The organism is Bacillus sp. EB106-07-01-XG149 (assembly GCF_058791555.1).
In genome coordinates this window covers 259,338-279,615 of sequence record NZ_JBYTDP010000004.1, presented here as the reverse complement: position 1 = coordinate 279,615, position 20,278 = coordinate 259,338, and the positions used below count along the sequence as shown (strand labels likewise).

The following is a 20,278-nucleotide window of genomic DNA, read 5'->3' as shown; positions in this document are numbered from 1 at the left end:
GGCTATTCCCTCTTATATATTAGAATACTCCTTATTCATCACATATCGTACATACTCCGGTGCGCTTTTATCAATCTCTTCATCACTTAATTTATATTCAGCACCGTATAAATAAAACGAAGGTATAAATTTCATATCTGTATATAAGCATGTAGCTTGAAATGGTTTTGTTAACTCATCCATCGTGATCCCATTATTTTCATAGTCTTTTTCTAATCCACCTATAGAAATAGCTACCCCAAATTCTTTCCCCTTCACTTTATCTCCTTTTGATCCGTAAGCAAATCCATATGTTAATACATCGTCAAACCATTTTTTTAATAATGGTGGTGAGCTGTACCAGTATAGCGGAAATTGAAATATATATCGGTCGTGTTCTACTAACAGCTTTTGTTCCTCTTCCACATTAAACTCCCAATTCGGTGCCACTTTATATAATTCATGCACCGTAATTTCATCCGAATATTTCTCAAGTTCTTCAATCCATCTTTTATTAATTTTTGATTTTTCAATATCAGGATGTGCTACAATTACAAGTGTTTTCATCATCTTCCATCCCCTTTATAAATTATTCAAACCTTTACGTATTAGTATGAATGAGTCACATATAATTGAAAAGTACGTACTTTAAAGTGCTATAGGAACCTTAAAGTACCTGTGGAGGTGTTATATGAATCAAAATGATGACTGCCCAATTGCAACGACACTTGATGTAATCGGCGGAAAATGGAAAGTTCATATTTTATGTGTGTTAATGGATGGAAAAATGCGAACAAGTGAAATCCGACGAGAAATCCCAAACATTACGCAAAAAGTTCTGACTCAACAACTTCGGCAACTTGAAGCTGATGGGATTATCCATCGTACTGTATATCAAGAAGTACCACCAAAGGTTGAATACACAATAAGTGAATATGGTAAATCTTTAATGCAAATTATGGATGAGCTATGTGAATGGGGAAAAGATCATCAAATGAAAAGATTACATGACTAAAAGAACATTACCGTCTTTATTAAATCTGATACATTCATATTAGTAGTTCAATATTTCTATTGAAATGTTATAGTAGAGGGACTCCAACAACTTGTAATTTAGAACCTCAATTCTTTCAGAAGTAAAAAACAATAACATTCATCTATAAATACTCTTTATAACAAAAGTATCCTATACTTTTTATTAATTGAACCACATCCTAGTTGTTAGACATATAGTCAACAATTTGAGATGTGGTTTTATTAGCCGAATAACAGCTCTCATCAACTTTAATAATCATGACTGCAGACAAAATACTTTGCAAAGAGTTCCTGTACAAGGTGATTTTTCACATAGACTTACCAAATAGCATTTTTATAAAAAACTTCTCACATTTAAATTGGACAAGCATATTTTATTATATGGGGACTCCCTACTCATAGAAAACTACCTTTCTATTCTAAGAGCACACATATTTGTGTGCTCTTAAATTATTTACAATAAAATAAAGAGTTTATTAATTTTCTTAATTCACTATCGGAAAAGTACCCATAATAATATCTTTATATTTATCTATTGTTTTTTGATTTTTATAAAAATATATTATTTTGGAGTTGGTTAATACGTTACAAAAAACTGACCGTGTAATCATTATGGTCCCTCCATTTTCACAAGTGTTTGTTACATTTTACTCGTCATCAGGAGAACTTCTTTCATCACAAGTCTTATCTAATACCTCTCCACATCCTGTATCGATGTATGCACTTACTGAAATTGAAAGCGAATTATTTGAAGTCGAGTTAAAACCACTACTACTTCATTAAAACTACGAATAGCGGAAAGACCTTTACAACTCCCACATGGAACTACAGCAGTAGCATTTTTAGCAAAAATAGCACAAGCAGAAGAAGCTGCAGCCTTTAATGCAAACGCCATTACATATCAATGCTACCCAATGGCTACTGCTGCACACACGCTATATAGCTTTAACTACACACTTACTATGTAGACTTTTCCTAGGAACTCCATTTTAGTTTCCAGGGAAACTAAAATGGAGTATAATTATATATGTACAATAGATAGCATTTATAAATCTATTTACAATTTTTCACATTAGCTCTTAAACAATTAAATAAATGGAGGGCATGATATGGACAATTATTATGATGTAGCGGTAATTGGTGGTGGTCCAGTTGGACTTATGGCAGCATGTGAATTAGCTATCCAAGGCGTAAAAGTTGTTGTTTTAGAGAGAAGATTAGACCGAGTACGAAATTCTAGAGCACTCACACTACACCCCCGTTCCTTAGAATTGATGGCTATGAGAGGTATTGCAGATCGATTTTTAGCTAGAGGCAAGAAATTAAATACAAGTCATTTTGCTGCCTTAGATACAAGATTAAACTTTAAAAATTTAAATACTGATTTTCCGTATACACTTTTTATTCCCCAATCTATTACAGAAGAAATATTAGAAAAACGTGCATTAGAATTAGGTGTAGTCATTAAACGCGGGCATACTCTGAAAGACTTAAAACAATATGAAACATTCGTACAACTAGAAATAAAACAAAGAGAAACAATATATAAAATAGAAGTTCCATATGTAATAGGAGCTGATGGAGCAAGAAGTATAGTTCGTGAATTATCAAATATACCGTTTAATGGAACAAACACAACAACTACTGCTATATTAGGTGATGTTATTTTAGAAGATATACCAGATACTCCATTTTTATCTACTTCTAATATAAATGGGATATTAATGATGGTACCTATTGCACCTGATGTATTTCGTTTTGCAATTGTTGATCCTAAGAATCAGACGATACCCGTTCATGTTGCTGTTACAGAAAAAGAGTTTATAGATAGTATTTATAGTATTACAGGTGAACATCTTCAAATTAAGAACGCAATATGGCTTTCTCGCTTTGGCAATGCAACCAAACTAGCAAATACTTATCAACATAAGCGTGTATTCTTAGCAGGGGATGCAGCACATATTCATTTCCCTGCTGGAGGACAAGGTTTGAATGTAGGTCTACAAGATGCTTTTAATATAGGCTGGAAATTAGGACTCGCAATAAAACAAAATAAATATGAAAGTCTATTAGAAAGTTATCATATTGAAAGACATGCTGTGGGAAAACAATTTTTCAAGGAAGTACAAGCGCAAGAACAATTAATGATAAACTTTTCAAACGCAGGAATGGAATTAAGGGATTTATTTTCGCACTTACTTACATATCCCGAGATAAATCACGATTTATCTGAAAGAGTAAGCGGCTTAGGGGTAATGTATTCATCGATGCACGATACAGAAAGACATCCATTGATAGGAAAAAGATGTACAAATCTCACTATTTCTTCTCTAAATAAGAAAAATTATAAACTCTTTGAATTAATGAAAGATGGTAACTTTATTTTATTAATACACCCTTCTTATATAGATAAGATAAATAAAATGAATATTGATTCGCACATAAAGGTAGTTGTAGGAGAAATACAAGATTCCGAGTTGAAAAATATAGATACCATTTTGATTCGACCAGATGGTCACATAGCCGACATTGAGTATAACAAGGTAGATAACTGCGAATAGTCCAGAAAAATGATTATCAATTATATTAGTGATACAAGATAAATTCACTTTTATAAAACGAAAAGAATCCTATTTATTTAGGATTCTTTTCGTTTTGCCCATCTCACTATTTATAAAAACATGTCTACAAGGGAAAAATACTAAACTTACAGTTAACTATAAAATTCCACTCCGATGGACTATAGAAAACTCCCACCTACACTCTTATAATCAAAAATATTTGTTTCTATTTCATATAAAGTATTATAAGCATCCATAAAGATAAAATACCAAGGATAGCAAGCACTATACGAGTAGATAGCACCCTTACTTCAAAATCAGTTTTCTTGGATGGTTCAGGATATGCAATTACATAAATTCCTTTTAATAGTGCGAGCCATGCAGTAAGTGTAATGAGTCCCTGCCAATTAAAGGCCCAAACATTATGTAGGATAACAGTACCTAAACCTAGGAAAATTGATAAAAATCCATACATAATTCCAAATCCCCTGTCTTCTACCACTAATTTTTTCAGTTCACGTAGTACAGATGGTCGCACAAAAAGTATTCCTGTGATGATAACCGTTACCCATCCCCAAAAAAATCCTAAAAAAAAGCTTACCTCCATTGTTACTCCACTCCTTTCAATTACATTTATATTTCAGTTATTTTCCCTTTAGTATTAGATCTATAGATGGACTTCCATATCTTTTCTATTTTAATTTGTATCAATATTACCCAACTATAACTATTCCCTTAACTTTTTGATATTTAAAAATAATCACTTTCAATTCCTATTTGTACTTTGGATGTTTTCATGTTACTGATTTTAAAAGTAATCTCGCAAATTCTTCTTTGATTTTTGTGGTACTTCTTTTAGAATATAAATTAAATAAGTTAGGATTACCTAAAAAACCCCCTAATTTCAATTAGGCATAGAAAATTAGGGGGCGGTATAATAAAAACTCTAAATTAATCATACGTCTTTTTTTAAATTGCAAATGATTATTTTATCCTTACTACTTAAATAAGGATGCTATTTTATTAATCCAATTTGTTCAAGTTCCCAAATTTTCAAAAGAGGATTTTTGATTATTTCCTTTCTCTGCCACTCAACAATTGAACCCTTTAGCTAAAGAAGAACACAACAGTTTATCACTGATTTTTCTTCTCTAATTTTAATTTATTTACAATATAAGATACTAATGTATTCAATGGATTAATAATAGTCTTAGCTGTTTTATGCTCAACTTGCTTAGTTGCATCAACCATAGATAATTGAGCAACAGAGATAACTTTCTTTTCATCTTTAATGATTTGATTTAAGAACTTTGTAATTTCTTGGTTGTATTCTTCTTTTAGTCCTTTCATTATCAATTCAAAAACACTATTTATGACAATAACCTCTAAATCTAAAGATTTTTGACGGCTATTAGCATGATGTTTAAGGCGTTCTACTGTACCTTCAACAGTTGCAGGATTTGTAAAAATAATTGTCTGAGGTTGCTGTATATTGCATATGTAATCAAAGAACGGTACATCAATTTTAATGATTGGCACTGATATTGAAAGTTGGTCTTCATGTAAAATTGCAATATAATTTGTACAAGTAATAAGGATAGCATCAACATTACATTGAGCAATCCATTCTATTTGCTCTTTAACTTTATATTGAGCATCTGATTCTTGGAATTTTTCATTTGATGTAACCTGATACATTAATGCTGGGTCAACAAAATGGATTAATTCAATGTTAAATGAGGTAACAAGTAATTTTAAAAAACCGAGGGTGCAGGGGATTTTAGCTATGATTATTTTTATAGTGAGCATGTTGATTTTTCCACTTAGGAATTAAGCTTGGATGGACTTACTTTTACTCCAAACCTATTATTATTTTCTCAAACGTTTAAGGTAATTAATAATTATAAAGATAGCGTATAGATTGAAATCAAAACATTCTTCCTTCTATTACATATATAAGAAATATGGTATAAAAATTCTATTTTATACCATATATTCAAACAACTATTTTATTTATTAAGGGACTTTGCTTCAGATCTTCACTTGTGTAAAAACCTTAAAAATTCTCTCCATAGAATTGCTTTCGTATCCTCTTCTTAATTTTGAAGTCTAGACAGTCAGCGTTACAACAAACTTGATAAAATTGCCTTTGTACGACTATCCGTTACTTCATAATAAATTTCTAATCCTTTCCGAGTACCTGTAACCATTTTAGTAGCTTTTAGTTTAGATAAATGTTGACTAATTGTACTTTGAGGCATTTGTAATGTTTCATACATTGTTGTTACGTTAGTAGGGCCTTTTGTAAGCATTATTTCTACTAAAGATAAACGGACAGGATGTGCCAATACCTTTAACACTTCAGTGATTTCTACGTACATTTCTTTATTTGCTTTCATATTTCTTACTCCCCTTTTATATAAATATTATTGATATCCATATATATAATTCGAAGGTATATATGATTTTATGTCCGTCATTTTAAAAAAAGATAAAAAAACTTTTTCCCGAAACTAAAGGAGTATCTTAACATAATGTCTCACTATCAGTAATGATTAGGAATTTCGTTATGGAAGCGAAGGCTTTATATTACATATTACTTACTAAAACCAATGAAAAAAGAGAGCAGGTAACCCGCCCTCTTAAGATGCCTCCTTATGCTCCGTGGAATGCTGAACACTCCCCATTCTCTTTAATTTATTCCATCCTACCGCTACTCCTCGAATAGATGAGAATATAGATTTAATGACAACATAAGTCATAAATTGACGATAAATAAAGCGTTGTAAAATTAACCATGCTAGTGGTTTCGGATTCTCTTCCTCTAATTTAAATGCAAAGAGAGACGCGAGAAGGTCCAATAAAAAGAATACAAGGTAAAACCCTAACACTTTTAGCGGATTGCTACTAAACAGCCCCATAATCATTAATATATCTGCTAAAGGAGCAATGAATTGCAGAACATATTGGAATAACCACATGTTAGGCAATGCAATAAATCCTAACGTTTTATGTTTTGTATGAAACACTGCTTTTCGATGTTTCCAAAGACATTGGAGTGTACCATATGACCAACGATATCGCTGTTTAATGAGACTTTTCACATCTTCAGGTGATTCCGTAAAAGCATAGGCCTTTTCTTCATATACAATTTTATATCCTTGACGTAAAAATGTAATAGTAAGATCCGTATCTTCTGCTAACGTATCCTCACTTAAATATCCAGATTCAACTACATTCTTTTTACGCCATGCCCCAATAGCTCCTGGAACTACTGTAATACAATTTAACTCATCAAAAGCTCTACGTTCTAAATTAAACCCTGTAATATACTCAACATGTTGCCAAGTAGTTAACAAGTTTCGTCTATTCCCCACTTTGACATTACCTGAAACTGCCGCTACATTCTGATCTTCAAAGTGTCTAATCATGAGAGAAATAGCGTCTTGCGCAATAATAGTATCCGCATCTAAAGTGACAATGATCTCTCCTCGCGATTGTTGAAACGCTAGGTTCATTGCCGATGATTTCCCGCCGTTTTCTTTCTGAATGAAACGAACTTTAGGGTGTTTATAAAATGTTTCTTGCATTACTTTTGACGTACCATCTGTCGATCCGTCATCCACAACAATAACTTCAAATTCTCCATACTTACTATCCAAAATTGAGCGAATTGTCTTAGCTATCACCTTTTCTTCATTATATGCTGCTATGACAACACTAACAAAAGGTTGATAGGACGCATTAATATAGCGAGATAGCGTTTTTCTTTTCTGCTTCCATGCAAAATAAATTAAGAATAAGAATCGAAAAATACCTAATCCAATAGCAATATAAAAAATAGTTGTTAATATATGTTTAAAGTATCCCGCCCCTGAAAAGACAGCTTTATTGTAAAGTAAATATTGCTCACCCTCAGAAGAAACAGGAGGCATAATTTCATCTCGTTCTTTATTCATTAAATCTGAAATTGTTACAAAACTATATCCGTTTTTTTTAAGTTCTTTAATAATAATGGGAAGCGCTTCTACCGTATGGGTACGATTCCCTCCCGCATCATGGAGAAGAATAACATGTCCCTCTCCCTTATAAATGGGAGTAAGAGTACGCTTTACTAATTCATTTGTTGATGGTGTTGCCCAGTCTTCAGGGTCAACTTCTTCCCCCACCATTGTATAGTTCATATTTTGTGCACGCAAAATAGGCAATATTTCATTTGATGAATCTGGGTTAGCATCGGCTTCATATGGTGGTCTAAATAAAACAGTAGAATGTCCAGTTATTTCCTGAATTAAACGTTGCGTCGTATTAAGCTCTACTTTTGTTCGTAGTAAAGACGTATCAGCGACGTTAGGATGCTTGAAAGTATGATTGCCAATTTCATGCCCTTCTTCGTATATTCTTTGCACAATATTAGGATGTAGTTGCGCGTTTTCACCAAGTACAAAAAAAGCAGCGTTTATTTTATTCTCTTTTAATATATCTAAAATTTCCGGTGTATATTTCGGATCTGGCCCATCATCAAATGTTAATACTACTTGTTTCCCATTTGGTTTTCCATGTCGTTGCACTTCGTATGCCGATGGTAAGGATTCATATACTTCATCTGTAAGATACCCATCTTTTCCTACTTTGAAATCTCTCAACCCATTTTTTCTTTCATTCTCAATCTGTAAAATTTCACCTTGGCCAGCATAATTCACTTCATCTAAACTAGTAATTTTATGTAATGCATCAAGATTTTTTTGGGCCTCAATCGGATTTTTTAAAACTTTCCATATTGTAGGGTCTTCTGCTCCTAATCTCCATAGTGCAAACCCCTTTGCATTGTTTTCCATTGCGATTTTCACTTGATTATAGAGAGTAACACTGTCTAAGAACCAAGCAGTATGTTCTTTCTCTCCTGTTTTATATCTAAAATATGGATTTCCACTCATGTTATCCCATTGAATTTTCATATTGGAATCATGTGCCATTGTCATAACTTCTGAAAAAGTTAAAGACTTCGCAGGTTTTTTACTATTTACTTCCCAATCATATCCATAGTTACCGAAAGCAACTACAAGTTTATTAGACGGAATATTCAGTTCTTTTAATGTATGTTGAAACCATTTATTTGAAGCAATTGGGCCTGGTTCCCCCGCTCCATAATGCTCATCGTACATCATTACAATCATTCGATCTATTACTTTTGCTAATGCACCATAATCAAAAGCCTTATCATTAGCTGGAACATCTTGTGTAACGAGCAAATCATGTTTATGAAAGACCGTAGTAATTTCTTTCATGAAATTTGTTAAGTTTTCTCTATCACTTTCAGGTACGGCCTCAAAGTCAATATTAATACCTGAAAACTGGCTCTTTTTAACTTCGCTTACTAAATCATTAATAAATTTCGTCTTCACATCATTCGGCGAATTCAGTAACTTATGGATAAGATCACTATCAGGGCCAGAAGCTTTTTCTGTATAGTTAGTAAGTAACGGCATAATTTTCACATGATTTTTTTTTGCTAGTTTTACAATCTCAGGTTTTATCTCACTTCTAATCGTTAAATCTTCTTTTAAATGATACCATTCTGGTACTAACGTGGTTAATGAATTGATATTTTCTTTTAAAGACGTTGTACTATTTTCATCCCAGTTTACATAAAAACCATACACTTCTTTACGTTGTTTACTATCCTTCGACAAATTCACCAAATTTTTGTTATCCTTCGTTTCTGTATTTGGTTTAAATTCTTCCTTCTTTAACTGCTGATCACTAAGTTTTTGATTAATTGGTACAAGTTTATTATCTTGTTGTACAGCGGTATTCATATTTGGAATTTCTGGTGTTGAAAAAATACTTTGAAAGAAAAAATAAAATACAATACTTACGCTAACTATTGAGATACATAGAAACCAAATAAAAGCTATGTTTCTCCTTCCTTTCGGATCATAAAAAACAGGTTTTGCTTTATCTTTCTCTTGTTGAATGTTTTTCTCCATTATATTTTTCACATACTCCTTCTTAATAGAACTGTAGAATAATAAAGTGCTACTTTAATCAGCCTCATCAATCGAACATTTATAAGCAGCCCAACTCCCATCAAACTTCTTTGCCTCAGCCAAATTTTGAGATGGGAGTTTTTACTGCTCACAATAGCGAGATAACTCCTTTTAGCTTTGGATTGAATCTCTCACTTCCATATTCTATTGATTCTTCTTTTCATTTCCTTGTTGGTGGCCCCTATTCTCTTGTTGAGATCCTCTTCCATTGTTTCCTTGCTCGTTCCCATTATTTTCTTTCTGGGACCCTCTACCGTTGTTCCCTTGCTCATTCCCATTATTCCCTTGTTGAGATCCTCTACCGTTGTTCCCTTGCTCATTCCCATTATTCCCTTGTTGAGATCCTCTTCCGTTGTTTCCTTGCTCATTTCCATTATTTCCTTGTTGAGGTCCTCTTCCATTGTTTCCTTGCTCATTCCCATTATTTCCTTGTTGAGGTCCTCTTCCGTTGTTTCCTTGCTCATTTCCATTATTTCCTTGTTGAGGTCCTCTTCCGTTGTTTCCTTGCTCATTTCCGTTATTCCCTTGTTGAGGTCCTCTTCCGTTGTTTCCTTGCTGTTGTCCATTATTTTCTTTTATTTTCCTAGATGGCTGTTCCTCTGTTTTCTTTTGTTCTTGCTGTTCTGGCTTCTCATATTTTTTTTCTTTTACAGGAGACAAATCTGGTGATGCATCAGGAGATGACTCCGGCTGCGATTGCACCTCTTCTTCGTTTTCCACCGGATTAGACGGCGTGACAGGTGGAGTAAGCGATTTGTTCTTCTCATTCTCTTGCTTTATATAGACTCCTGTGCCAATTCCAGCTTTTCTAGCATCCTCTCGTACTTGCATCGTGCTACTTTGATATTCGACTGTAATATGTTTTAGCTCATATTCTTTCTTTAATTCTTTCATTTCCTTTACCAACTGTGGTGCTAGTGACTTATCCTTTGCAACAGCCGTTAGCATAACTTGCTTATCATTCGTTAAATACTTATCCTCTTGACTTTGCTTTATAATCGTACGTATTACGTCTTGCAATTGTTTATTTTCCCATTGCTTCAATTCTTTTAAAATACGCCTTCCATCATCATTACAAGCTTGCAAATCTATAACGCGAAGATCCTTCGTTACGCTCGCCTCTAAACTTGGATTTATATCAACTGAGACGTAAGCAAATACTTTTTCTTCCGGTTGGCTGTAGAAAAATAACAGCGCACATAGAAAACAAGCAACAAGTAATGATGCCGGCTTTAAGAAATAAGGGATTGAAAAACGCGATGCTCTTTGTTCTTGTTCTTCAAACGAGATTTCCTCTCCAATCATGCAAGAATCCCCTTTTCTTTTACACGTAATAAACTCTCCATTTGGAGTTAAAACAACTACGTTATGCTTTTTTATATCCATCACAATTCCTTTATTCATCATGCTTCTCCCCTCTTATGTAATCAAGAATATATGTATAGTTGTTTGCAAAGATAATACACATTGCAATAATGTATTTTCTATGTCGTTCCAACGTTTTACGGCTTACTCTAACACGCGGTTCAATATGTTTAAGCGGTAATTTTTTCTTTCGGAACAACTCTTCCATCATTTCCTCTTCTTTTATAATAATCTTCACAATTTCTATTAGGTGCTCACGCGTATCACGATGCTTAGGAGATTCTTTAGCCAGCTCTGAAAATGTGATTTTAAACTCCGCTAACACACTTTGAAAATGAAGAATTTCCTCCTTACGGTTACTATTTTCCATCTCTTTCATATACTCCGTAAGCGATACTTGCATTTCTAACATTTCCTCTTGCTCATCTTCTTTTAAAAAGACAAGGTTATGCTTAGACTCCTTGCGTATATAGTCAATTACATCTCTTTTTATAAGAAGATCAGCAAACGCTAGAAAAGATTTCCCTTTTTTATATGAATATTGTTCAATTGCTTCGTTAAACGCAAACAATCCAATACTATATTCATCATCCTGTTCTGTAATATATCTACGGCAGACAGACGAGATTGATTTTCTAATAAACGGCTGATACTGTACGATAAAAGCTTCCTTATCTTCTCCGTTGTTTTGTATGTTACATACGATATCTTCTATTTTTGGTTTTCTTAAGATTTTCATTACTAAACTCAACACTTGTAATCTCCCAGCCTCCTTCACATAGCAAAATGGTCACTAAACAAGTGACCATTTAACCACATTTTGTTAGTATTTTTCTTTGAACTTGTCTTCTTACTGTTGCTCATATTTTTCGAGAACGACTTTTCTCACCGTTTTCTTAATGATTATTCTGTTCTATTTATACAAAAACTAAGTCTGCATTTTCATTTCTTATATTGTTTTGCTTGTTCTTTTTCTATTTTATCTGCAATCTTTAAATAACTCTTCTCTATATCATTGGTAATTTAATCCTTTTATTTCGGATACCCACTTAATCTAGTAATTTTATTAACACTTCAATATTCTTTCATAATCATTTTTCTTCACTATACATATTCGAAGGAATACAAAGTTTTATGGGGGTCAAAAAATATTTTTTATAAAAATATATATTTATTTCAAAAATAAAAACCATTGATTTGAAAAAAGGCTAATCAATGGTTTTCTTATAATATCTATTAAATTAAGTTGGGTTCTCATTATATATAAGAATATCTGCTGTTCTCACTATTTCCTGCCGATTTTCTCTATTGTTATCTTTTTTGATTATCATAATATATCTTATCTACATATTTTTAATCATTTCTTTTTAGATACGTTTTTATCTTAATTTTTTAATGTAATACACTTATATGATTTTGCTATTTCCTCTGTTTTATCTGTGCAACGATTTAAAACAACTATAACTTCCGTTTGCTTTTTATATGCCTCTGATACCTTTGTAATTGAATCCAAACATTTTCTAATGTACTTTTCTTCATTATGTATAGGGATTATAACAGAAAACTTCACATCCTTTTGTAAATCGCTTCCTAAAGATTCGTTTGTTTCAGCCATAATATTTCCCTCTATTTTATTAGATAAATATCTGTCTCTAGTTTTTTAACTCTGTAACAGATGCAAGGCTAACTTCTTACAATATAAAACCAAGGCAATTGTTTAACATATGTATCGCTATGACATATGCAAGGGATCTTTTAGAAATTAGATAAGCAATAGTAAGTATCACCGCGCCTGGTAAATAAATGGCATAATCCGAAAGCTGGTTCGTATGAAGGAATGTAAAGATTAGAATCGAAATGATAGATGCAATAGCAGTACCAATATAATGCGAAAAGCGATTTATTAAAATATAACGAAACACAATTTCTTCAAGTATTGGACCCAGAATACCAAATACAAGCAATGTACATATAAGAGGTACTTCCCCACCCCTTTCAAGGAGCTGTTCTTGATTCTCTGGCTGACCAGTTGCTAGAAAATGCATAATAGAATTTTCAATAATCATCATAAGTAAAACCACCATAGGAATACTCACTATTTTCAAAATTGTTTTCTCTTTAAAATAAGTAAAACTTTGAATGATTTCTTTCCTAAAGAAAATTATTCCTACAATAGCAGATACAGTAAAACCGATGGCACTAAGAAGAAATTCTGATTCAACTAAATTGACATTAGTTAAAAGTGATATGCCAAATAATATGAACAAGCCAATTTAAAATGGTAAGAACAGTGTTAAAATTACTAACATAATAAGTTCTTTTTTATTCTTGTTTATAAAGTTCACTTTATTATCCCCCTAATTAAATTACCTACAATCTTTGATTTTTCTTTCTGCATAAGGTTCTCCTTCCAAATATATTCATACAAGTCAACGGACCGAACGGTCCGGTCCGGAATCTAATGATACTATAAGTTTCTAGTTTTTTAAACCCTTTTTACAAATGATTAACAAAATAGAAAAAAGCAAATATATTTATAACTCGGTTTCTTATTTACAATCAAATTCCAGTACTCATTAATTATTTCTTTTATAGAATGAAGTGATCAGGCTTTTACCCACAAGAACTGCGAGAGATATTATTATATAAGAAGTGAAAGTGGGAGTAGTTCAAACACTTTAGCTAAACATATTGATAAAGATTATATATAGTACTCATATGTCTATGCACTAAAATTAACTATATATTTTTACATCTTCTACGATTTTAGGTAAAATTAGTTGTCTAACATGACTAAATTAAACAATTGATTATGTTATTTTTGACAGAAAATTCATTTAAAAAATATAAATAATACAATTTGATTAACCTCTGTTCAAACTGTATTGTTTGAGGTTTCCATAAGATAGGGATTGATAATATATTTTTGCTTCAAACTTATTTATACTTACAAAAAATAGAGGATAAACATTACCTGGAATATTAAGCTCGTTTTTATTAGGAGGACTACAACACATGACTAAAGTTGATACGGTAAAGGAAAAAATTATTGAAACATCTTTATATTTATTTAATACTAATGGGATAACTCGCACATCCATCCAGGATATAATGACAGCTACTGAACTACCTAAAGGGTCTATTTATCGTAGATTCAAAAATAAAGAAGAAATTGTCCTTGCTGCCTACAACAAAAGTGGTGAGATTATGTGGGGTCATTTTCATAAAGCAATGGAAAATAAAAAGACAGCAATCGATAAAATTCTTGCAATTTTCCTTGTATATCAAGATGCAGCTAATAATCCCCCTATTGCTGGAGGCTGTCCATTGCTTAATAGCGCAATTGAAAGTACTGGAGTATTCCCAGAATTACAAACAGCAGCAGCAAAAGGTTATGATGATACAGTAATGTTAATGGCTTCTCTCATAAAAGAAGGAATAGAGAAACATGAACTTAAAGAAGATATAGACATTAGATCGCTCGCTTCTTTTCTGGCATCTTCAATGGAGGGCGCTATTATGGCAAGTCGAGTATCGAACGATAATATACACCATCAGTATTTTATTGAACAAATAAAACATCATCTTTTCACTTATTCTAGATAAGTGAGAACTTGCATTGCTTCCATTCAATTTTTATAGACTTAAATTGAATGGACCCCTCTCATAAAAATGATCTTCTATTTATGAGAGGGGTGAATAATTTTTAGCAAAGGGAGCTTTTTAGACGTTGTATATTAGGCATACAACCAATCTGTTTTTCACATAACTTATTCATATATTTACATAAAAACTGACTCATCGCTTGTAAGTAGGAATTTTATTTATCATTGTATATTTTTCACATACCTCTCTTTTATCCTACCCCTAAAATAAAAATAGATCTTCAAATTTTTAGATACTCCTACTGTCGACGTTCAAAAGCAAGACGTACAGCAAGTCCTGTTAAGACACTTGCCATAAGCCCACGCTGCACTCTCAGCCACGTTGGGCGTGTGCCAAACCATGTAGCAATTTTACTTGCTGTAAGCACAATTAGAAGGTTGACTATAAAACTAACAGTGATTTGCATAAGGCCTAAAACTGCACCTTGTAGAAGCAACTATCCCTTCTCAGGATCTTCAAATTGGGGTAACAGTGACACATACAAAATAGCAATCTTTGGATTTAGAAGATTAGTCATAAGCCCCATCAAAAATAATTTCCGTGGTGGCTCATTAGAAATAGTACGAGGTTCCATAATAGAAGTAGCACCCGGTTTTATCGAATTCCAGGCGAGCCAGAGCAAGTAAGCAGCTCCTGCCCATTTGACTGCTTCGTAGACAGCGGGTACTGCAAGGAATAGCACTGTAAGTCCGAACATTGTTGCGATTATATAAATCACAAATCCAAGCATAATACCCAAAAGAGAAATAAATCCTGCCATACGCCCTTGCGTAATGGAACGAGAAATGAGATAAATCATATTAGGCCCAGGTGAACAAACCATGCTAAGTGAAACAATTGCAAAGGCTAACAAAGTACTAAAGCTAACCATAAACCTTCCCCCTTTATGCTACATAAAATTTCCTATTGTACATTTTATCATGATTAAGGAGAGAAAAGATTAATATAAGCCGATACAGCTAAGTAATATGATCGGATCGAATGTATGGTAATCACATACTTCTCATTCTCTTAAGTAAAGATTTAAAAATAACCTATCCATAGTGACACTACAGCAACTACTAACAAAGCAAAACAAATTGTGATATTTCGAACCCACTTTTGTATATCATCAAAATACCGTTCTATAAATACAGCGTAAATATAAACCATAAGAAATAGAACAACGAAAGTAAAGGAACCCAATTTATCGTTAAATTTTTCATTGGTATATGTGCTTACATGAAGGAATAGAAAAACAAACGCTACTATGAATAGCTCAAATATCCTTTTTTTATTCAAATCGCCACCACCTTACATTAATTTCCTTTTATTCCATTTTATCAGAACATAATGTGTAGTAGCATATGAATAATTTATTTATGTCAAAAAGGCCAACAATTCAATATTGTTAGCCTCTACTTTCCATATTCGTACCTTTTATCACTTTACTTCCTAACAACTGGAATCCACATTTCACCAAATACTAAGCCGTTTCTTTGCCCCATCTCAACCGTTGTATTTGGCCCACCAACATAAGCAAAATCCTTTGCTTCTTGTAAAGCTTGACCGAAGGCGATGCCAGTCAGCTTATTACTTAGCTCTTCAGCCGTTTTGTCTTCCCCTTTCACTACTAAGTATTCTCCCTTCGGAAACTGGATCACTCTAGATTCTTCTTCTATTTGTGCTTCTGTCATGACACCAGCATAATACATCATCTTATTATTCACCGCTTCGCTCACAGAAAAAATGTATTCGTCTGTAGCTAGAGCCTTTAAAGTATCCAGCCTTCCATCTTCTTTAACAGCCGACCAAAAGTCTTCCTTTTCTTTATTTATTCCAGCAAAGTCTGTATAGTCACTCTTAATTTCAGTTCCAATACCTAACACAATAAAGCTATCTTTTTCTTCTATCGTATAATTTTTCATATTCAATACCTTCCTTTTTTTAAAATGAATCAAACGATTTATCTTTTCATCTGATGAGTTTATAATAACTTTAAATCATGTCAAAAAATGATACTGTTTAGGAGACTCAAATGAAAAAAGTTGAACGGATTAATACAATTATGCGGTATATCAACAATCGCTCCCACTTTACAATTACTGAAATCATACGAGAGTTTAACATATCACGATCGACAGCTATTAGAGACATAAGAGAAATTGAAGCTATGGGCATGCCACTTGTCGCTGAAGTTGGAAGAACTGGTGGATATTTTGTCATGCATAATTCTATCCTGCCCGTTGTTCGCTTTACTGACAATGAAGTCAAAGCTCTTTTTATTGCCTTTATGGCTACAAGAAATCAACAACTTCCCTATCTAAAGAGTCGCCAATCTTTAGCCGAAAAACTACTAGGACTCATCTCAGAAACCCAGCAAGATGACCTCGTTCTTTTAAATCAACTCTTGCTTTTTGAAGGGACTAACCCTTATAATCCCGATCTACTTGAGCTTTCTGACCTCCCCCACCCTTTGTTAGAACGGCTCATCAAAATCCTTCTTTTGGATAGACATTTATTGATTACCCTCAAAGAAGAAGAGGAAATCAAGTCTTACCCAATTTATCTATTACACCTTTATCAAGAAAAAAGCCATTGGATCATTGAAGGGTTTGACTTAAAAGAAGAAAAGAAACTGCTGTTTCCTGTCGATGACCTCATCAATATCGAACCGTACACGACGAAAAAGAGGTTAAATAAGAAACAGATTTTAGAAAAACTCAATAAGAAGGACGAAGCAATTAACCTTGTACTTGAACTTGGTCCAAAAGCGATTGCCCAGTACAAAAAATACCATCCTTTAAAAATTTCAATTTCCTATACAAACCCTTACCAATCCACAGCCATTTTAAAAACATTTATCGATGTTAACAATTCCGATGAAGTGACAGAGATAACAAATTGGCTACTTTTCCTAGGGAAAGATATTACAATCAGGGAAATGCCTGAAGAAGTATTAGAAGTTTTACAAGGACGAATCTCCTTATATTGCCCATGAGCGATAATCTGTATTTTCTACCATGAGTGCACAGCAAATAATAAAAGCACGGAAAACCTCCCGTGCTTTTTCAAAAATATATATAATTTCGGATGACTTAATTCACTTACCCTAACTGACGTTTAAATGCTTTACTAGCGAAAAAGTAAGAGATGATCATGATACCTACGCACCAAGCGAGTGCAGTCCAAATATCGTTGCCAACTGTCCCTTCATATAATAGGGCGCGAATCGCATTCACGATTGAAGTTACAGGCTGATTCTCAGCGAACGCACGAACAATTTTAGGCATCGTTTCTGTAGGTACGAAGGCTGAACTAATAAATGGAAGAAAAACGAGTGGGTACGAGTACGCTGTCGCCCCTTCCATAGACTTCGCTTTCAGCCCTGGAATGATAGCTAGCCATGTTAGCGCTAACGTAAACATCCCCAGTATTCCCGCTACCGCAAGCCAATCTAGCATATTTGCACTAGAACGAAAGCCCATTAAGAGCGCAACAAGTATAACCACCACGATAGTAAGCACATTAGCAACAAGAGAAGTTAAAACGTGAGCCCACAATATTGATGAGCGCTTAATAGGCATCGTAATGAAACGTGCCATCAGCCCACTCTTTACATCCGTAAATAATCGTACAGAAGTGTAAGCCACACCGGATGCGATAGCCATTAACAAAATTCCCGGCAATAAATAATTAACGTAGTTATCTGTTCCAGTCTTTATAGCCCCGCCAAATACGTAAACAAACAATAACATCATCATAATCGGTGTAATCGCTACAGTAATAATTGTATCTGGACTACGCATAATATTACGCATTAAGCGCCCTAGTAATACCCCTGTTTTGCTTTTCATTTACATCTCCTCCTTTTTACCGATAATCGCAAGAAAAATTTCTTCCAACGTCGGCTGCTTCTCGATATACTCTACTTTTGCTGGCGGGAACATCTCTTTCAGTTCAGTAAGAGTACCTGTCGTAATAATTGTTCCACCATGCAAAATAGCGATACGGTCTGCCAGTTGTTCTGCTTCCTCCAAGTACTGAGTCGTAAGTAAGATCGTTGTGCCGCTGCCGGCAAGTTCCTTGACTGTATCCCACACTTCGATCCGCGCTTCCGGATCAAGTCCAGTCGTTGGTTCGTCTAGAAAAATAACTGCTGGCGCCCCAATCAAACTCATCGCGATATCAAGTCGGCGCTTCATCCCGCCTGAATACTGGTCTGCCCTCTGCTTGGCCGCATCAGTCAGGCTAAATCTTGCAAGTAGATTATCAGCAACTTGAGTGGGATTGGAAACACCACGTAACTTAGCAATCATTATCAAGTTTTCCCTTCCAGTAAGCATGCCGTCTAAAGCTGCGAACTGTCCTGTCAAACTGATGCTTTGACGAACATGATCTGATTGACGCTGGATATCAAATCCGCAAATACTCACTTCACCATCATCTTGTTTCATTAACGTTGAAAGGATGTTGACCGTTGTCGTCTTTCCCGCTCCATTTGAGCCTAGCAGCGCGAAAATTTCGCCACGCTGCACCTCAAAATCCACTCCCTTTAAGACTTCTTTATCTTTAAAAGATTTTTTTAACCCTTTTACAGAAATTGCTGCATTGCTCATACTTTTTCCCCCTTATTAAAATAGGTTACCTATAACCTCTATTTAGTATCACTGATATTCTGTATTACTTAGTAGTTATTTAAAAATATAACTGAATAGCGATGGCGGCAATTCACATTTGTAACCAGCTAATCAGTCGGTATTACTAATTGCATTTATTTTTTTCTCAATTTCTTCATAATACTTTCATTCAAATCTTCACGATACTTAGAGACATACGTTTTAGCGTTTGCCACTAGTTCATCAGCAAAGGATGCTACGTCCTCCCCAGTAATGTCAAGCACTTGTCTGCCTTCCGCTGCACCAGCTTCAAACAAATCGATTAATTCATACTGTATGTGCAACATATCCATCCCATTACCCGCTGAGAAATTCCACATGTAGTTTTGAATTTTCTTAAACACAAACTGATAATCTTCCGGTAGTGCTCCAACACGTGCCATCATCATTTTGTACTCTTTTTTATCACCGATTAATTTTTTAAACATTTCCAACATCTTATTTTCCTCCTTTTTTATAAAGCAGAACAAGAAACTCTCCAAATATGAGCCGGAACATTTTATATTATGAGGCTAGTTTGACTTCAAGACGTTAATTTTTGAAGATACAAAATCCCATTTTTTCCAAAACAGTTCAAGCTCCTGACGGCCATCCTCATTTAATGAATAAAACTTACGAGGCGGCCCCATATCTGATGGCTTCTTTTCAATATTCACAAGCTTTTTCTTTTCTAATCGTACGAGGATAGTATAAACCGTCCCTTCCACAACTTCGGTAAACCCAAGATCATTCAGGTGGCGGGTAATCTCATAGCCATACGTTTCTCGGCGGCTAATGATTTCCAACACACACCCTTCCAGTGAACCTTTTAGCATTTCAGTTAAATTTTCCATGTCCTGATCCTCCTTTACCCCCTATTCTGTCTGACTTATATTCAGTATCACAGAGTACTAAGGCGAATTTTTACTGAATAGCTTTTGAGTACAACTACACTATTCAGTATTACTTATTACAACTACATTGT

At 33.9% G+C, this 20,278-nt stretch carries 19 protein-coding genes and 2 pseudogenes; 5 read left to right on the top strand and 16 right to left on the bottom strand.

Features of this window, described 5'->3' with window-relative positions; all coding sequences use genetic code 11:
* Positions 1–12: 12 nt before the first annotated feature.
* The gene (locus tag AC3WTA_RS18430; RefSeq protein ID WP_002096412.1) at positions 13–546 is read right to left on the bottom strand and encodes an NAD(P)H-dependent oxidoreductase; all 534 of its coding nucleotides are present in this window, start codon (positions 544–546) and stop codon (positions 13–15) included.
* Positions 547–670: 124 nt separating this feature from the next.
* Between AC3WTA_RS18430 and AC3WTA_RS18425 the strand changes: the two genes are divergently transcribed.
* From AC3WTA_RS18425 to AC3WTA_RS18415, 3 genes are all read left to right on the top strand, one after another.
* Positions 671–994: a winged helix-turn-helix transcriptional regulator gene (locus AC3WTA_RS18425; protein WP_001072966.1), complete on the top strand. Its 324-nt coding sequence runs from the start codon at positions 671–673 to the stop codon at positions 992–994.
* A 587-nt stretch (positions 995–1,581) separates the two neighbouring features.
* Entirely contained in the window at positions 1,582–1,797 is a 216-nt protein-coding gene (locus tag AC3WTA_RS18420; protein ID WP_164083069.1) for a hypothetical protein, read from the top strand.
* Positions 1,798–2,123: 326 nt separating this feature from the next.
* The gene (locus tag AC3WTA_RS18415; protein WP_000371161.1) at positions 2,124–3,575 is read left to right on the top strand and encodes an FAD-dependent oxidoreductase; all 1,452 of its coding nucleotides are present in this window, start codon (positions 2,124–2,126) and stop codon (positions 3,573–3,575) included.
* Positions 3,576–3,801: 226 nt separating this feature from the next.
* Here AC3WTA_RS18415 and AC3WTA_RS18410 read toward each other — a convergent pair whose 3' ends face one another.
* The 8 genes and pseudogenes from AC3WTA_RS18410 to AC3WTA_RS18375 all read right to left on the bottom strand — a co-directional run bounded on the left by AC3WTA_RS18410 (position 3,802) and on the right by AC3WTA_RS18375 (position 13,263).
* Entirely contained in the window at positions 3,802–4,182 is a 381-nt protein-coding gene (locus AC3WTA_RS18410) for a hypothetical protein (RefSeq protein ID WP_000453934.1), read from the bottom strand.
* Positions 4,183–4,709: 527 nt separating this feature from the next.
* The gene (locus AC3WTA_RS18405) at positions 4,710–5,384 is read right to left on the bottom strand and encodes a hypothetical protein (protein WP_000955693.1); all 675 of its coding nucleotides are present in this window, start codon (positions 5,382–5,384) and stop codon (positions 4,710–4,712) included.
* 314 nt (positions 5,385–5,698) lie between these two features.
* Positions 5,699–5,974 carry an ArsR/SmtB family transcription factor gene (locus AC3WTA_RS18400; protein WP_000646593.1) on the bottom strand — a complete coding sequence of 92 codons (276 nt, stop codon included), beginning with the start codon at positions 5,972–5,974 and terminating at the stop codon, positions 5,699–5,701.
* Between the two features lie 243 nt (positions 5,975–6,217).
* Complete coding sequence (locus AC3WTA_RS18395; RefSeq protein ID WP_000414279.1) at positions 6,218–9,565, bottom strand: trifunctional glycoside hydrolase family 18/polysaccharide deacetylase/glycosyltransferase family 2 protein; 3,348 nt, start codon at positions 9,563–9,565, stop codon at positions 6,218–6,220.
* Between the two features lie 204 nt (positions 9,566–9,769).
* The gene (locus AC3WTA_RS18390; RefSeq protein ID WP_492332959.1) at positions 9,770–11,032 is read right to left on the bottom strand and encodes an anti-sigma factor domain-containing protein; all 1,263 of its coding nucleotides are present in this window, start codon (positions 11,030–11,032) and stop codon (positions 9,770–9,772) included.
* Positions 11,022–11,744 carry an RNA polymerase sigma factor SigI gene (gene sigI, locus AC3WTA_RS18385; RefSeq protein ID WP_002096407.1) on the bottom strand — a complete coding sequence of 241 codons (723 nt, stop codon included), beginning with the start codon at positions 11,742–11,744 and terminating at the stop codon, positions 11,022–11,024. Before sigI ends, AC3WTA_RS18390 begins: the two co-directional genes overlap by 11 nt.
* Positions 11,745–12,377: 633 nt before the next feature.
* Positions 12,378–12,605: pseudogene (locus AC3WTA_RS18380) on the bottom strand (glycosyltransferase family 2 protein); the annotation flags it as partial.
* A 76-nt stretch (positions 12,606–12,681) separates the two neighbouring features.
* Positions 12,682–13,263 carry a CPBP family intramembrane glutamic endopeptidase gene (locus AC3WTA_RS18375; RefSeq protein ID WP_327965539.1) on the bottom strand — a complete coding sequence of 194 codons (582 nt, stop codon included), beginning with the start codon at positions 13,261–13,263 and terminating at the stop codon, positions 12,682–12,684.
* Positions 13,264–14,005: 742 nt separating this feature from the next.
* Between AC3WTA_RS18375 and AC3WTA_RS18370 the strand changes: the two genes are divergently transcribed.
* Positions 14,006–14,596 (top strand): TetR/AcrR family transcriptional regulator, encoded by a 591-nt coding sequence (locus tag AC3WTA_RS18370; protein ID WP_098095140.1) that lies wholly within the window; start codon positions 14,006–14,008, stop codon positions 14,594–14,596.
* Between the two features lie 298 nt (positions 14,597–14,894).
* On the opposite strand, the pseudogene AC3WTA_RS18365 reads toward AC3WTA_RS18370, so the two are convergent.
* The 3 genes and pseudogenes from AC3WTA_RS18365 to AC3WTA_RS18355 all read right to left on the bottom strand — a co-directional run bounded on the left by AC3WTA_RS18365 (position 14,895) and on the right by AC3WTA_RS18355 (position 16,563).
* Positions 14,895–15,527, bottom strand: a pseudogene (locus tag AC3WTA_RS18365) (LysE family translocator).
* A 152-nt stretch (positions 15,528–15,679) separates the two neighbouring features.
* Positions 15,680–15,937, bottom strand: coding sequence for a DUF3963 domain-containing protein (locus tag AC3WTA_RS18360; protein WP_001036171.1), 258 nt, complete (start codon positions 15,935–15,937; stop codon positions 15,680–15,682).
* Between the two features lie 146 nt (positions 15,938–16,083).
* A complete protein-coding gene (locus AC3WTA_RS18355; RefSeq protein WP_492332958.1) occupies positions 16,084–16,563 on the bottom strand; it encodes a GyrI-like domain-containing protein in 480 nt (159 codons plus the stop codon).
* A 110-nt stretch (positions 16,564–16,673) separates the two neighbouring features.
* Between AC3WTA_RS18355 and AC3WTA_RS18350 the strand changes: the two genes are divergently transcribed.
* A complete protein-coding gene (locus tag AC3WTA_RS18350; protein ID WP_492332957.1) occupies positions 16,674–17,636 on the top strand; it encodes a helix-turn-helix transcriptional regulator in 963 nt (320 codons plus the stop codon).
* Positions 17,637–17,742: 106 nt separating this feature from the next.
* Here AC3WTA_RS18350 and AC3WTA_RS18345 read toward each other — a convergent pair whose 3' ends face one another.
* The 4 genes from AC3WTA_RS18345 to AC3WTA_RS18330 form a co-directional block, all read right to left on the bottom strand.
* A complete protein-coding gene (locus AC3WTA_RS18345; RefSeq protein ID WP_000837804.1) occupies positions 17,743–18,492 on the bottom strand; it encodes an ABC transporter permease in 750 nt (249 codons plus the stop codon).
* On the bottom strand, positions 18,493–19,254 hold the full coding sequence (locus AC3WTA_RS18340) for an ABC transporter ATP-binding protein (protein WP_000063327.1): 762 nt from the start codon (positions 19,252–19,254) through the stop codon (positions 18,493–18,495). It abuts the gene before it with no gap.
* 155 nt (positions 19,255–19,409) lie between these two features.
* On the bottom strand, positions 19,410–19,751 hold the full coding sequence (locus tag AC3WTA_RS18335; protein WP_000891990.1) for a DUF1048 domain-containing protein: 342 nt from the start codon (positions 19,749–19,751) through the stop codon (positions 19,410–19,412).
* A gap of 75 nt (positions 19,752–19,826) precedes the next feature.
* A complete protein-coding gene (locus AC3WTA_RS18330; protein WP_000429486.1) occupies positions 19,827–20,147 on the bottom strand; it encodes a PadR family transcriptional regulator in 321 nt (106 codons plus the stop codon).
* Positions 20,148–20,278: the final 131 nt, after the last annotated feature.

Bases quoted from the DNA above. Each gene is read 5' to 3' on its own strand.
- AC3WTA_RS18340 (WP_000063327.1), bottom strand. From the start codon at position 19,254: ATGAGCAATGCAGCAATTTCTGTAAAAGGGTTAAAAAAATCTTTTAAA.
- AC3WTA_RS18430 (WP_002096412.1), bottom strand. From the start codon at position 546: ATGAAAACACTTGTAATTGTAGCACATCCTGATATTGAAAAATCAAAA.
- AC3WTA_RS18390 (WP_492332959.1), bottom strand. From the start codon at position 11,032: ATGATGAATAAAGGAATTGTGATGGATATAAAAAAGCATAACGTAGTT.
- AC3WTA_RS18350 (WP_492332957.1), top strand. From the start codon at position 16,674: ATGAAAAAAGTTGAACGGATTAATACAATTATGCGGTATATCAACAAT.
- AC3WTA_RS18395 (WP_000414279.1), bottom strand. From the start codon at position 9,565: ATGGAGAAAAACATTCAACAAGAGAAAGATAAAGCAAAACCTGTTTTT.
- AC3WTA_RS18405 (WP_000955693.1), bottom strand. From the start codon at position 5,384: ATGCTCACTATAAAAATAATCATAGCTAAAATCCCCTGCACCCTCGGT.
- AC3WTA_RS18355 (WP_492332958.1), bottom strand. From the start codon at position 16,563: ATGAAAAATTATACGATAGAAGAAAAAGATAGCTTTATTGTGTTAGGT.
- AC3WTA_RS18425 (WP_001072966.1), top strand. From the start codon at position 671: ATGAATCAAAATGATGACTGCCCAATTGCAACGACACTTGATGTAATC.
- AC3WTA_RS18370 (WP_098095140.1), top strand. From the start codon at position 14,006: ATGACTAAAGTTGATACGGTAAAGGAAAAAATTATTGAAACATCTTTA.
- AC3WTA_RS18400 (WP_000646593.1), bottom strand. From the start codon at position 5,974: ATGAAAGCAAATAAAGAAATGTACGTAGAAATCACTGAAGTGTTAAAG.
- AC3WTA_RS18335 (WP_000891990.1), bottom strand. From the start codon at position 19,751: ATGTTGGAAATGTTTAAAAAATTAATCGGTGATAAAAAAGAGTACAAA.
- AC3WTA_RS18345 (WP_000837804.1), bottom strand. From the start codon at position 18,492: ATGAAAAGCAAAACAGGGGTATTACTAGGGCGCTTAATGCGTAATATT.
- AC3WTA_RS18330 (WP_000429486.1), bottom strand. From the start codon at position 20,147: ATGGAAAATTTAACTGAAATGCTAAAAGGTTCACTGGAAGGGTGTGTG.
- AC3WTA_RS18415 (WP_000371161.1), top strand. From the start codon at position 2,124: ATGGACAATTATTATGATGTAGCGGTAATTGGTGGTGGTCCAGTTGGA.
- AC3WTA_RS18410 (WP_000453934.1), bottom strand. From the start codon at position 4,182: ATGGAGGTAAGCTTTTTTTTAGGATTTTTTTGGGGATGGGTAACGGTT.